Below are 12,306 nucleotides of genomic sequence, written 5' to 3'. Positions count from 1 at the left end.
GATAGGTGTGTCTTCCGATGTGGCCCGACCACCGGGCTTATTGAATCGGCCCCGGTAGATCAAGCGAATGGAGCGCCACCACGCCCGCTACCCGTTCCTCGACGACGCCCGTCACGCCGTCGAGGCGGCGAACTTCGACCTGCACTCGCTCGCCGACGACGAGCGGGTTCGCGAGCGCGCGACCGAGCGGGTCGAACGCGCCCTCGACGACGGCACCGTCGGCGACCCCAGTCGAGACACGCGTGTCGAACTCCTCTCCTATCCGCTCGCGCGCGTGCTCGTCTCGCTGGTCGACGAACACGTGCTCACGCGAAAATACGCCCGCGCCGAGGCCGCGACGGCCCACGAGCGCCTCACCGACGCCGAAAGCCACCGGCAGTTGAAAAGCGCCCGCACCGAGCGCCTGAGTACGGAAGACCTCCTCGCGGAGTTCGACCTCGCTGGCAGCGTCCACGCCGACGGCGAGGGCTATCGCGTCGACGTCGGTGCCTACCTCCCGCTCGCGGCGGACATGTGGGGCGACGAGTGGCGACTCGTCAATCGCGCGCTCGCCGAGGGCGCGGTCCCCGTCTCGGAGACCGACCTCGGCGACCTCCTCGCAAAGGCCATCGAGCAGCGCATCGCCGAAGGACTGCCGCTCGCGGTACCCGACCCGATCGCCGAGGCGCTCGAATCCACTGTCGAACGGATTCGAGAGACGCTCGCGGACCTCGAACTCACCCGCGACATCGACACCGTCGTGCCCGACCGCTTCCCGCCCTGCATGAAGGCGCTGCTCGATTCCGTTCAAAAGGGTGAACATCTCGCCCATCACTCACGGTTCGCCATCACTTCGTTTCTCGCCTCGATCGGGATGAGCACCGACGAAATCGTCGACCTCTACATGGTGAACCCGGGCTTCGGCGAGGACATCACCCGCTATCAGACCGACCACATCCGTGGCGAGTCGGGTCCGACGGAGTACTCGCCGCCCTCGTGTGCGACGATGCAGTCCTACGGGGATTGCGTGAACATGGACGACCGCTGCGAGACGATCTCGCACCCGCTCGCCTACTACGAGAAGGCGCTCGACGACGCCGACGAGGACCTCACCGACTGGCGCGACGGGGAGGGTGAGGAAAACGAGACCGAAGCCGACGCCTGAATCACTGCCCGGCGAGCCAGTAGCCCGCCGCGCTCATCACCACGACGAAGAAGACGATCGAACCGACGAGCGCGAGCGGTCCCGCGCCGGTGAGGTTCGGATAGAGGAGACCGACGGCCACGATAGCGACGAGAAACAGCGCAACGGCTGCGATGGAGACCGCAGCCTCGACGAACGTCTCCCGTTCCATACCGAAATCTTCGCCGGCCGCGAGAAAAGCGCTTCGAAGCCCGTACGACGACTGTTGCTCTCTGGTGTCTCCGACTCCCTCGTCGGGAGTACCACCACGACCACGAAAGAGTGTAGTCCGTACCGGCCTTCCCTACCCCATGACTGGTGACCGCGTGACGGTCTCGTTGGACGACGAGGCGAGCGCCGCCCTCGAAACGCTCCTCGACCGCACCGGGAGTGGCCAGAGCGAACTCGTGCGGCGGGCGCTCACGTTCTACGCCGCGAACTTCGCGGCGGCAACGGCCGATACGAGCGTCGACCTCGAAGCGTACTACCGGATGCTCGCTGGTGGCGAGCACATCCTCCTCGACATCGACTTCCTGCATTGCTTTCTCGAACACGTCGAAACCGACGCCGGCGACCCCGACCCCGCGTTCCTCGACTGTACCGACCGCGTCGCCGAATACCACGCGAGCGAGTACGACAAGCGTTTTTCGGAACTGGGCGAACTGCTCGACTGGCTCTCGTTCTGTGGCTTCCTCACCGTTCGGCACACCGAAGGGAACACCTACCACGTCGTCTTTCCGACCGAATCGATGAAGCGGTTCATGCTCCGGTTCATCGAGGGAAGCACCACGACCCTCGACTTCGACATCGCCGTCGACGAGGGGGTCGCGAAGGTGCTGCTCACCGAGCGCGACGAGTGACCGGGGAGCGGAGGGACGACCAAATCTCGACCGCACTGTTCACACGCCTGCATACGAAGTGCACACCGCTCACAACAACCCTTTTCAACGGATTGTGTATGAACTACCGTGAGGTAGATTGGTAATGGGACTCATACACCGGCTGCGAACGATCGGTCCGGGCGCGATGGTCGCGGCGGCCTTCATCGGCCCCGGAACCGTGACGACCGCGAGCGTCACGGGCGCACGGTTCGACTACGCGCTCGTCTGGACGCTCGCCTTTTCCATACTCGCGACGATAATCCTCCAGGAGATGAGCGCGCGTCTCGGGCTCGTCTCCCGTGCGGGACTCGGCGAGGCGTTGCGCGACCAGTTCGACAACCCGATCGCCAAATGGGGATCGATACTGCTCGTCGTCGCCGCCATCGGCGTCGGTACGGCCGCCTACGAGGCCGGCAACATTCTGGGTGGGGCGGCCGGTCTGGAGACGATCACCGGCGTGAGTTCGACCGTCTGGGGCATCGTCATCGGTATCGTGACGGGTGCGCTGCTCTATACGGGCAAGTACAAGCTCATCGAGCGCGCGCTCGTCGGACTGGTCGCCATCATGGCCGTCTCTTTTCTCGCGTCGGCGGCACTCATCGGGCCGGACCTCGGCGCGCTCGCCGCCGGGTTCGTGCCGACGATTCCCGACGGGTCGGTCTTTCTCATCACGGGACTCATCGGGACGACCGTCGTCGGCTACAACCTCTTCTTGCACGCGAGCAACGTTCAGGAGCGCTGGAGCGGTCCCGAAGAACTGCCGGCGTGTCGAACGGACACGATACTGTCGATCGTCATCGGCGGCGTCATCACGATCGCGGTGCTCGTGACGGCGGCCGCCGCGTTCCCGACCGGCACCGAGATCACGGACATCGGCCGGATGGCCGAACAGCTCCGCCCGATCGCCGGCCCGTACGCGACGCTGTTTTTCAGCATCGGCCTGTTCGCCGCGGGCTTCACCAGTGCGACGACCGCCTCGCTGGCTGGTGCGTACGCCACGGCGGGCGCGCTCGGCTGGGACACCGACCTCTCGGCGACTCGCTTTCAGTCGGTGTGGGGCGTCATCCTCCTCGTCGGCGTCTCGTCGGTCTTCGTCGGCGGTAGCCCCGTCGAGATCATCGTCTTCGCACAGGTCGTCAACGGGATCCTCCTGCCGGTCGTCGCGGTCTTTCTCATCATCGCCATGAACTCCGAACCGCTCCTCGGCGAGTACACCAACGGGACGGTGTCGAACGTCCTCGGCGGGATCGTCACGGCGATCGTCGTCTGGCTCGGTATCCGGGCGCTGCTCACAGTGCTGGGGGTGCTCTGATGGACGAGAACCAACCCGAGGACGACAGTCACGACACCCACTCCGACGACGAGGCTCACGACATACGCCTCGCCGTCGAGGCCCACGATGTGCGTCTCGCCGTCGACGTCGGCGGCACGTTCACCGACGTCGTCCTCCTCACCGACGACGAACTCACGACCGCGAAAGTGCCGAGCACCGCGGACCAGAGCGAGGGCGTCGTCGAGGGCATCGAGAAGGCCTGTGCCGAGGCCGACGTCGCCCCCGACGAAATCCACTCGTTCGCCCACGGGATGACCGTCTCGGTCAACGCCCTTCTCGAAGAGGCGGGTGCGACGACGGCGCTCGTCACGACCGAGGGGTTCGGGGACGTGCTCGAGATCGGCCGCCAGGACCGCCCCGCGCTGTACGACCTCGACGCCGAGAAGCCGACGCCGCTGGTCCCTCGCCGACGGCGGTACGAACTCACGGAACGCGCGACCGTCGACGGCATCGAAACGCCGGTCGACGAGGACGACGTGCGGAGTCTCGCCAGCGACCTCGACGACAACGTCGAGTCCGTCGCGGTCTGTCTGCTCCACGCCTACGCCCATCCGGACAACGAGCGCCGCGTCGCCGAGATACTTCGCGAGGAGTGTGACGCCCACGTTTCGGTCTCGCACGAAGTGCTCGCCGAGTTCCGCGAGTACGAGCGCACCGCCACGACGGTCGCGGATGCGTACGTCACGCCGGCCATCGACAGCTACATCGGTCGGCTCGAAACTCGTGCCGAGGAGTTGGGGGTTCCCGCACCGCGCGTGATGCAGTCAAACGGGGGCATCGCCGACCCGGCGACCGTGCGCGAAAACGCCATTTCAACTGTGCTCTCGGGACCGGCGGCGGGCGTCGTCGGGGCCGAGACGACCGCTGCCGACCACGCGGACGACCTCGCGGGACTCATCACCTTCGACATGGGTGGCACCTCCTCGGACGTGAGTCTCGTCCGCGACGGCGACATCGAGCGCACGACCGACGCCACGATCGACGGTCGCCCCATCGGCGTGCCGATGGTCGACCTCACCACGGTGGGGGCCGGCGGTGGCTCGGTCGCGTGGGTCGACGCGGGCGGCGCACTCAGGGTGGGTCCCGAGAGCGCCGGCGCGGACCCCGGTCCCGTCTGCTACGGGCGTGGCGGCACCACGCCGACGGTCACGGATGCGAACGTCGTACTCGGCTACATCGGCGGGAGTTCGGCACTCGGCGGCGAACTCGAACTCGATACGGGGGCGGCCCACGACGCACTCGCCAGCCTCGCCGACGAAGCCGACCTCGCCGGCCCGGTGGAAGCCGCCCGCGGCGTCCATCGCGTGGCGAACGCGACGATGACCCGCGCGATCCGTTCGATTACCGTCGAACGCGGCCACGACCCCCGACAGTTCGGTCTCGTCGCCTTCGGCGGTGCGGGACCGATGCACGCGAGCGCGCTCGCCGACGCACTCGACGTCGGGCGAGTCGTCGTGCCGCGCGCCTGCGGGGTACTGTCGGCCTCCGGGCTCCTGGCGGCCGACGAGAAACACGACGCCGTCCGCACCTACCGGACGCCACTCGACGACCTCGACGTCGAAGCCGTCGAGAGCGCATACGACGACCTCGCCGGGAGCGTCAGGGCGAATGCCACCGACGCTGACGCCGCTCGCATCGAGCGGGCGGCGGACTGTCGGTACGCTGGCCAGAGCTTCGAACTCACGATCCCTGTCGATGAACCGCTCGACTCGTCGGCGCTCGAAGAGCGCTTTCAGACGGCCCACGAGACGGCCTACGGCTACCGGATGGACGATGCGGTCGACCTCGTGACGCTGCGGACGACCGCGACCATCGAGCACGAACCGACGACGCCGGCCTACGCTGGCGCGGGTGAGCCACGGAAGGGGCAGCGAGAGGCGGTCTTCGTCGACGAGCGCCACGAGACGCCGGTGTACGCCCGCGAGGCGCTCGCACCCGGTCGTGAACTGACCGGTCCGGCCATCCTCGAACAGGACGAGAGCACCGTGGTCGTGCCACCGACGTGGCAGGGGACGGTCGAAGCCGACGGAACGCTCGTCCTCGAACGGGAGGCGGGCGAATGAGCGACGACCGCATCGACGCGGTGACGCTCGAAATCATCCGCAACCAACTGGAAGGTGTCGCCGAGGAGATGGGCGAAGTGCTCGTCACGAGCGCGTACTCGCCGAACATCAAGGAGCGCCGGGACTGCTCGACCGCGCTGTTCGACTCGACTGGCAGACTCGTCGCCCAGGCCGAACATATTCCTGTGCATCTCGGCGCGATGCCCGAGGCGGTCGCCGCCGTGCTCGATAAAAACCCACAACCGGGCGACGTGTTCGTGCTCAACGACCCCTTCGCCGGCGGCACGCATCTCCCCGACGTGACGATGGTCTCGCCCATCTCGCTCGACGGGAGCCAAGCGGACACGGAAGGCGAACGGACAGACGAGGAAATCGTCGGCTACGCGGTCTCGCGCGCCCACCACGCCGACGTCGGTGGGATGACGCCGGGCAGCATGCCGGCCGGCGCGCGCGACATCCAGCAGGAGGGACTTCGTCTCCCGCCGACGCGACTCGTCGAGGGCGGCGAGATCAACGCGGAGGTGCGGGAATTGATCCTCGCAAACGTGCGCAACGCGCGCGAGCGCTGGGCCGACCTGCGCGCCCAGCTCGCGGCCAACGAGCGCGGCGGCGAGCGCCTTCGAGCACTGCTCGCCGACCACGGCCGCGAGGAACTGCTCGCGGCGTTCGATGCGGTCATCGACTACTCGCGCGAGCGGGTCGAAAGCGAACTTGCCGAACTGCCCGACGGAACGTGGAAAGCCAGCGACGTCCTCGAAGGCGACGGTGTGACTGACGCGGACGTCCCCGTCGAGGTGGCCGTCGAACTCGACGGTGGGCACGTACGAGTGGACTTCACGGGGACCGCTGGACAGGTCGCGGGCAACCTGAACGCGCCGCTGGCGGTGGCCAAGAGCGCGGTGTATTTCGTGGTTCGGTGCGTGACCGACCCCGAAATCCCGCCGAATCAGGGCTGTTACGAACCGATCGACGTTCACGTCCCCGAGGGAACACTGCTGAACCCCGATGCGCCAGCGGCCGTCGTCGGCGGCAACGTCGAGACGAGCCAGCGCGTGACCGACGTCACCTTCGCCGCGCTCGCCGACGCCGCGCCCGACGTGGTGCCCGCGGGCGGGCAGGGGACGATGAACAACCTCACCATCGGCGGCCGAACGAACGAGGACTCGACCGGCGAGTTCTCCTACTACGAGACCATCGGCGGCGGGTTCGGCGCTCGGCCCGACAAGGACGGGATGGACGGCGTGCAAGTCGGGATGACGAACACGCTGAACACGCCCATCGAGGCGCTCGAAGCGGCCTACCCGCTCGCCGTCGAGCGCTACGCGTTGCGGCCGGGCAGCGGCGGCGCGGGGCGCTACCGTGGTGGGTTGGGCATCGAGCGCTCCGTCAAGCTCGAAACCGATGCGACCGTCTCGCTGCTCACCGAACGCCGCCGCACCGCCCCGCACGGCATCGCCGGCGGCGAGGACGGCGCGACCGGCGAGAACCGCATCGGCGGGGAGCGAGTGCCGGCGAAGACGACCCGCGAGGTCGCGGCTGGAACCACGGTAACGATCCGAACGCCCGGCGGCGGCGGTCATGGCAGCCCCGACGAGCGAGAGGACGAACTCGAAGCGCGCGACCGGGCGGACGGCAAGACGGAGGAGCGATGAACGGCTGGCGCGCCCGGATCGGACTCGTCGTTCCCTCCTCGAACACGACCGCCGAGCCGGAGCTTTCGGCGGCCGTCCCGAACGGTGTGAGCGTCCACGCCGCCCGGATGCCGCTCGAAGACGTCACCGCGAGCGACCTCGACGCGATGGCCGACCGGGCGACCGACTGTGCCGAACTGCTGGGTCACGCCGACGTCGACGTCGTGGCCTACGGCTGTACGACCGGCAGTCTCCTCCACGGACACGGCTTCGACGCGGAACTGGAGGCCGACATCGAGGCGGCGGCGGGCTGTCCGGCGGTGGCGACGGCGCTCTCGGTCGAGCGAGCGCTCGACGCGCTCGACTGCCGACGTATCGCGCTCGCAACGCCGTACGTGGACGACCTCACGCGGCGCGAGGTCGAGTATCTCGAAGCGGGTGGTCGTGAGGTCGTCGCGGTCGACGGGCGAGCGGTCGAGGCGAACACCGATATCGGTGCGCTGACGCCCCGGGACGCCTACCGGCAGGTTACGGCGCTTCTCGCGGACGCGGACGACCCCGATGGCATCTTCGTCTCGTGTACGAACTACCCGTCGCTATCGGCGGTCGAGACGCTCGAAACCGACCGCGGACTGCCGGTGATCACGAGCAACGCGGCGACCGTGTGGGACGCACTCCGGACGGTCGGCGTGGCCACCGAGAGCGTTCCCGGACGACTGTCGGCTCGCGAGTGGCGCTAGCAATCTTTTTGTTCGTCGGCGGGCGACCGACACTCGGTCATGTTATTACGTGGCACCGTCGTCGCCGACGCACACACCGTCCTCGACGACGGCGCGGTCGTGGTCGAGGGCGACCGGATCGCTGCCGTCGGCGACGCAGCGTCGCTCGAAGAGCGCTACCCGGACCACGCGAGCGCCGATTACGACGTGCTCGCGCCGGGTCTCGTCGGCGGGCACATCCATTCGGTCCAGAGCCTCGGCCGGGGCATCGCCGATGACACGGCACTCCTCGACTGGCTGTTCGAGTACGTCCTCCCGATGGAGGCGAACCTCGACGCCGACGGGATGGAGGCGGCCGCCAAACTCGGCTACCTCGAATGCATCGAGAGCGGCACGACCACCTGTATCGACCATCTGTCGGTTGCCCACGCCGACCGCGCCTTCGACGCCGCCGGCGAGATGGGTATCCGGGGGCGACTGGGGAAGGTCCTGATGGATCAGGAGTCGCCCGACGGACTCTTAGAGGAGACCGACGCGGGTCTCGACGAAAGCGAGCAGCTCATCCAGGAGTACCACGGCGCGTTCGACGACCGTATCCGCTATGCGGTGACGCCGCGGTTCGCGGTGAGCTGTTCGGAGGCCTGTCTCCGCGGCGCGCGCGACCTCGCCGATCGGTACGACGGGGTGACGATCCACACACACGCCAGTGAGAACCAAGACGAGATCGAAACCGTCGAGCGCGAGACCGGCCACCGCAACATCCACTGGCTCGACGAGGTGGGACTCACGGGCGAGGACGTTGTGCTCGCCCACTGCGTCCACACCGACGAGACCGAGCGGGAGGTGCTCGAAGCAACCGGTACGCACGTCACATACTGTCCGTCCTCGAACATGAAGCTCGCCTCGGGCGTCGCGCCGATTCCCGACTACCTCGACCGGGACATCAACGTCGCGCTCGGTAACGATGGGCCACCCTGCAACAACACGCTCGACCCGTTCACGGAGATGCGTCAAGCGAGCCTGCTCCAGAAGGTCGACGCGCTCGACCCGACGAGCACCCCCGCCGAGACGGTCTTCGAGATGGCGACGATCAACGGGGCCGACGCCGCCGGCTTCGAGCGGGTCGGCAAACTCAGGGAGGGCTGGAAGGCCGACGTCATCGGGATTTCGACCGACTTGACGCGCGCGACGCCGCTGCACGACGTGCTCTCGCATCTCGTGTTCGCGGCCCACGGCGACGATGTCGAGTTCACGATGGTCGACGGCAACGTGCTCTACGAGGGCGGCGAGTTCGCGCACGTCGACGCCGAAGCGATCCGTCGAGAGGCCCGGAACGCGGCTCCCGACGTCGACGCGCTCGCCGCCGAAGCGCCGTGACCTCACCAGTCGACACCGTCGTGCGCGGCACGCTGGTGAACGTTCATACGGGTTGCCTCGAAGACGGCGCGGTCGCGGTCGACGACGGCGAGATCGTCGCACTCGCCGAGCGGCCGGCCGAGCGCGAACTCGCCGTCGGCTACATCGCGCCGGGGCTGATCGACGCCCACATGCACGTCGAATCGTCGATGGTGACGCTCCCGCACTACGGCGCGGCGGTCGTCCCGCGCGGCGTGACGGGCGTCGTCTGGGACCCTCACGAGATCGCGAACGTCTGCGGTACGGCGGGCGTCCGCGCCGTCATCGCTGACGCCGACCACACGCCGCTCAAGGCTCGCTTCACCGTGCCGTCGAGCGTTCCCGCCTCGGATCTCCAGGACACCGGTGCGACCCTCGACGCCGACGCGGTCGCCGACTTGCTCGATGCACCCGAGGTGGTGGCGCTCGGCGAGGTCATGGACGTGCCCGGCGTCGTTGCGGACGACGAAACTGTTCACGCGAAGATCGACGCCGCCCGTGCGCGCGGCCTGCCCGTCGACGGCCACATGCCACAGGTTCGGGGGGCGGACCTCCACGAGGCGGCGCGGTATCTCGACAGCGACCACGAGAGCATCACATTCGACGAAGCGCGCGCGAAGGCCGACGTCGGTCTGCGGGTCTACTTGCGGGAGGGGTCGTCGAGCAAGAACCTCGTCGACCTGCTCGGTCTCGTCGAAGCGGTCGAGGATCGGTGGCTCGGACTCTGCACCGACGACCGCCACGTGACCGACCTCGTCGAGCATGGAGGAGTGGACTTCGCGGTCGCCACGGCAATCGACGAAGGCGTCGACCCCGTGACGGCAGTACAGATGGCGACGATCAACGTCGCCGAGAGCTACGACCTGCCGTTCGGCCGGCTCAAACCAGGCTCGCCCGCCGATCTCCTCTTTCTCGCCGATCTCGACCCGTGGACCGTCGAGGGCGTGATGGTCGACGGCGTGCTCGACCCGACCGCCGACCACTCGGAATCCCCGTCGTCGACCGTGCCCACCGACACCGTCTCGTTCGAGTCGGTCGTGGCTTCCGATTTCGCCATCGAGCCGGCGGACGGCGACGGTCCGGTCGCGGTGCGGGCCATCGATGCCGTCGGTGGGCTGCAGACCGCACGGCTGGAGACCGACGTTCCCCGGTCGGCGGGCGTGCTCCAACCCGACACCGACGACGACGTGCTCTCGCTGGCGGTCGTCGAGCGCCACGGCGGTGATGGGGGTATCGGTCGCGGGTTCGTCCACGGGCTCGGACTCGACCGCGGCGCGGTCGCGAGCACCGTCGCCCACGACGCACACAACCTCGTCGTCGCGGGCGCGTCCCACGACGCGATGGCGACGGTCACGAACCACCTCCGCGAGATCGGCGGCGGCGTCGCCGTCTACGACCCGGCGGCCGAGTCGGATGGCTTGACGGCGCTCGCGCTCCCGATCGCGGGGCTGGTGTCAGACGAACCGCTCGCCACCGTCGCCGAGGAGTTCGCCGCGGTCGAAAACGCCGCTCGGGCGGTCGGTCTCGACCACGATGGTGGACTGATGGAGCTGTCCTTCCTCTCGCTCGAAGTGATTCCCGAACTGCGCCTCACGAACAACGGACTCGTCGACGTCAGGGCGATGGAGTACGTCGAGACGGTCGTCGACTGAACGATCTTCAGACCATCCCTTCGATCACACCGCTGGTGCGGACGCCGAAGTAGACCACGAACGCGACCGCGAGCAGCCACTGGCCGGCGCTGATCTCGTCGGACTCGCCGACGGCGGCCTTGATCACCGGGTAGGAGACGATACCGGCGGCGATGCCGTACGCGATCGAGTACGTCAGCGGCATGATGAGGACGGTGAGTCCGGCCGGAATCGCCTGCGTGATGTCGTCCCACTCGACCGCGACGACGTTTCTGAGCAACAACAGGGCGACGATGACCAGCGCGATGTGGGAGGCGTACAACGGGATGACGGCCGCCAGCGGCACGACGACGAGTGTCGCGAGAAACAGCGCCGCGACGACGAGCGCGGTCATCCCCGTCCGACCGCCCTCCTCGACGCCGGTCGCCGACTCGACGAACGTCGTCACGGTCGAGGTGCCGACGATGCCGCCGACGGTCGTCCCGATCGCGTCGGCCATCAGCGGTCTGTCGATGTCCGGCAGATCGTTGTTCTCGTCGAGGAACCCGCCGGCCTGTCCGACGCCGACCAGCGTCCCCGCCGTATCGAAGAAATCGACGAAGAAGAAGGTGAACACCACCAGCGAGAACGCGAGTGCATCGACGTTGGCGAAGCCTTCGAGGAACGCGCCAAACAGCGGCGTGATATCGTACTGGGCGCTCGGCAGGCTCTCGGGGAACAGCACGCCCGGCCCGACGAACCCGATGGTGGTCGCCAGCCAGCCGGCGGCCGTCGTGAGGAGGATGCCGACGACGATGGAGCCTTTGACGCCGCGGGCGTAGAGCGCGGCCGTCAGGAAGAAGCCGATCACGGCCAGCAGCGCCGCCGGGTCGGCCGCGACGTTGCCGAGGGTGAGCAGCGTCGCGGGATCGTCGACCACGACGCCCATCTCCTGTAAGCCGATGATACCCAAGAAGAGACCGATGCCGGTGCCGACCGAGAGCTTCACCGGGTCGGGGAACAGTCTGATGACGTACTTGCGCGCGCCGATCGCCGTGAGCGCGATGAACAGCACACCCTCGGTGAAGACGGCCGCGAGCGCCGTCTGCCACGGGATGCCGAGCGTGCCGATGACGGTAAATGCCATGAAGGCGTTGAGTCCCAGCCCGGGTGCTTGGGCGAACGGCCGGTTCGCGTACAGTGCCATCACGACGATCGCGATGACCGCCGAGACGATGGTCGTGACCGCGAGCATCTGCTGAACTTCGCCGGCGGTGTAGCCCTCGATCATGATGCCGGGCTTGCCGTTCTCGCCGGGGATCCCGGTGAGGATCGAGGGGTTGACCACGACGATGTACGACATCGCGAGGAACGTCGTGATCCCCGCGACGACCTCGGTTCGGAGGTCGGTGTCGTGGTCGGCGAACCCGAAGTAGTTCGCGAGCGCCGAGTCGGTCGTTTCACTGGCTCCGTCGCCCGTCGAGCGCTCGCCACTGCTCGCCATACCCTCCC

10 protein-coding genes are annotated in these 12,306 nt (G+C 68.0%); 8 read left to right on the top strand and 2 right to left on the bottom strand.

Features of this window, described 5'->3' with window-relative positions; all coding sequences use genetic code 11:
* Window positions 1-67: 67 nt before the first annotated feature.
* Window positions 68-1,144 (top strand): DNA primase regulatory subunit PriL, encoded by a 1,077-nt coding sequence (priL, locus tag ACP97_RS10065; protein WP_049997695.1) that lies wholly within the window; start codon window positions 68-70, stop codon window positions 1,142-1,144.
* 1 nt (window position 1,145) lies between these two features.
* Here priL and ACP97_RS10060 read toward each other — a convergent pair whose 3' ends face one another.
* A complete protein-coding gene (locus tag ACP97_RS10060) occupies window positions 1,146-1,334 on the bottom strand; it encodes a DUF7472 family protein (protein ID WP_049997694.1) in 189 nt (62 codons plus the stop codon).
* A gap of 139 nt (window positions 1,335-1,473) precedes the next feature.
* Here ACP97_RS10060 and ACP97_RS10055 point away from each other — a divergent pair, with 139 nt between their 5' ends.
* From ACP97_RS10055 to ACP97_RS10025, 7 genes are all read left to right on the top strand, one after another.
* The gene (locus ACP97_RS10055) at window positions 1,474-2,022 is read left to right on the top strand and encodes a ribbon-helix-helix protein, CopG family (protein WP_049997693.1); all 549 of its coding nucleotides are present in this window, start codon (window positions 1,474-1,476) and stop codon (window positions 2,020-2,022) included.
* Window positions 2,023-2,146: 124 nt separating this feature from the next.
* Entirely contained in the window at window positions 2,147-3,355 is a 1,209-nt protein-coding gene (locus ACP97_RS10050) for an Nramp family divalent metal transporter (RefSeq protein ID WP_049997692.1), read from the top strand.
* Window positions 3,355-5,439: a hydantoinase/oxoprolinase family protein gene (locus ACP97_RS10045; RefSeq protein WP_079977610.1), complete on the top strand. Its 2,085-nt coding sequence runs from the start codon at window positions 3,355-3,357 to the stop codon at window positions 5,437-5,439. Before ACP97_RS10050 ends, ACP97_RS10045 begins: the two co-directional genes overlap by 1 nt.
* The gene (locus ACP97_RS10040; protein ID WP_049997691.1) at window positions 5,436-7,091 is read left to right on the top strand and encodes a hydantoinase B/oxoprolinase family protein; all 1,656 of its coding nucleotides are present in this window, start codon (window positions 5,436-5,438) and stop codon (window positions 7,089-7,091) included. Before ACP97_RS10045 ends, ACP97_RS10040 begins: the two co-directional genes overlap by 4 nt.
* Window positions 7,088-7,810 (top strand): maleate cis-trans isomerase family protein, encoded by a 723-nt coding sequence (locus tag ACP97_RS10035; protein ID WP_049997690.1) that lies wholly within the window; start codon window positions 7,088-7,090, stop codon window positions 7,808-7,810. The genes ACP97_RS10040 and ACP97_RS10035 overlap by 4 nt, the downstream gene beginning before the upstream one ends.
* 39 nt (window positions 7,811-7,849) lie before the next feature.
* Window positions 7,850-9,166: a 5'-deoxyadenosine deaminase gene (locus ACP97_RS10030; protein ID WP_049997689.1), complete on the top strand. Its 1,317-nt coding sequence runs from the start codon at window positions 7,850-7,852 to the stop codon at window positions 9,164-9,166.
* On the top strand, window positions 9,163-10,836 hold the full coding sequence (locus tag ACP97_RS10025; RefSeq protein ID WP_049997688.1) for an adenine deaminase: 1,674 nt from the start codon (window positions 9,163-9,165) through the stop codon (window positions 10,834-10,836). The genes ACP97_RS10030 and ACP97_RS10025 overlap by 4 nt, the downstream gene beginning before the upstream one ends.
* Window positions 10,837-10,843: 7 nt before the next feature.
* On the opposite strand, the gene ACP97_RS10020 is transcribed toward ACP97_RS10025, so the two are convergent.
* On the bottom strand, window positions 10,844-12,298 hold the full coding sequence (locus ACP97_RS10020) for an NCS2 family permease (protein WP_049997687.1): 1,455 nt from the start codon (window positions 12,296-12,298) through the stop codon (window positions 10,844-10,846).
* Window positions 12,299-12,306: the final 8 nt, after the last annotated feature.

This window comes from Halococcus sediminicola (assembly GCF_000755245.1).
Classification (GTDB): domain Archaea; phylum Halobacteriota; class Halobacteria; order Halobacteriales; family Halococcaceae; genus Halococcus; species Halococcus sediminicola.
The sequence above is the reverse complement of the archived record's forward strand: the minus strand, read 5'-3'. Positions and strand labels throughout refer to the sequence as shown.

Excerpts from the sequence above, each read along its gene's own strand:
- priL (WP_049997695.1), top strand. The coding sequence starts at position 68 with ATGGAGCGCCACCACGCCCGCTACCCGTTCCTCGACGACGCCCGTCAC.
- ACP97_RS10060 (WP_049997694.1), bottom strand. The coding sequence starts at position 1,334 with ATGGAACGGGAGACGTTCGTCGAGGCTGCGGTCTCCATCGCAGCCGTT.
- ACP97_RS10055 (WP_049997693.1), top strand. The coding sequence starts at position 1,474 with ATGACTGGTGACCGCGTGACGGTCTCGTTGGACGACGAGGCGAGCGCC.
- ACP97_RS10050 (WP_049997692.1), top strand. The coding sequence starts at position 2,147 with ATGGGACTCATACACCGGCTGCGAACGATCGGTCCGGGCGCGATGGTC.
- ACP97_RS10045 (WP_079977610.1), top strand. The coding sequence starts at position 3,355 with ATGGACGAGAACCAACCCGAGGACGACAGTCACGACACCCACTCCGAC.
- ACP97_RS10040 (WP_049997691.1), top strand. The coding sequence starts at position 5,436 with ATGAGCGACGACCGCATCGACGCGGTGACGCTCGAAATCATCCGCAAC.
- ACP97_RS10035 (WP_049997690.1), top strand. The coding sequence starts at position 7,088 with ATGAACGGCTGGCGCGCCCGGATCGGACTCGTCGTTCCCTCCTCGAAC.
- ACP97_RS10030 (WP_049997689.1), top strand. The coding sequence starts at position 7,850 with ATGTTATTACGTGGCACCGTCGTCGCCGACGCACACACCGTCCTCGAC.
- ACP97_RS10020 (WP_049997687.1), bottom strand. The coding sequence starts at position 12,298 with ATGGCGAGCAGTGGCGAGCGCTCGACGGGCGACGGAGCCAGTGAAACG.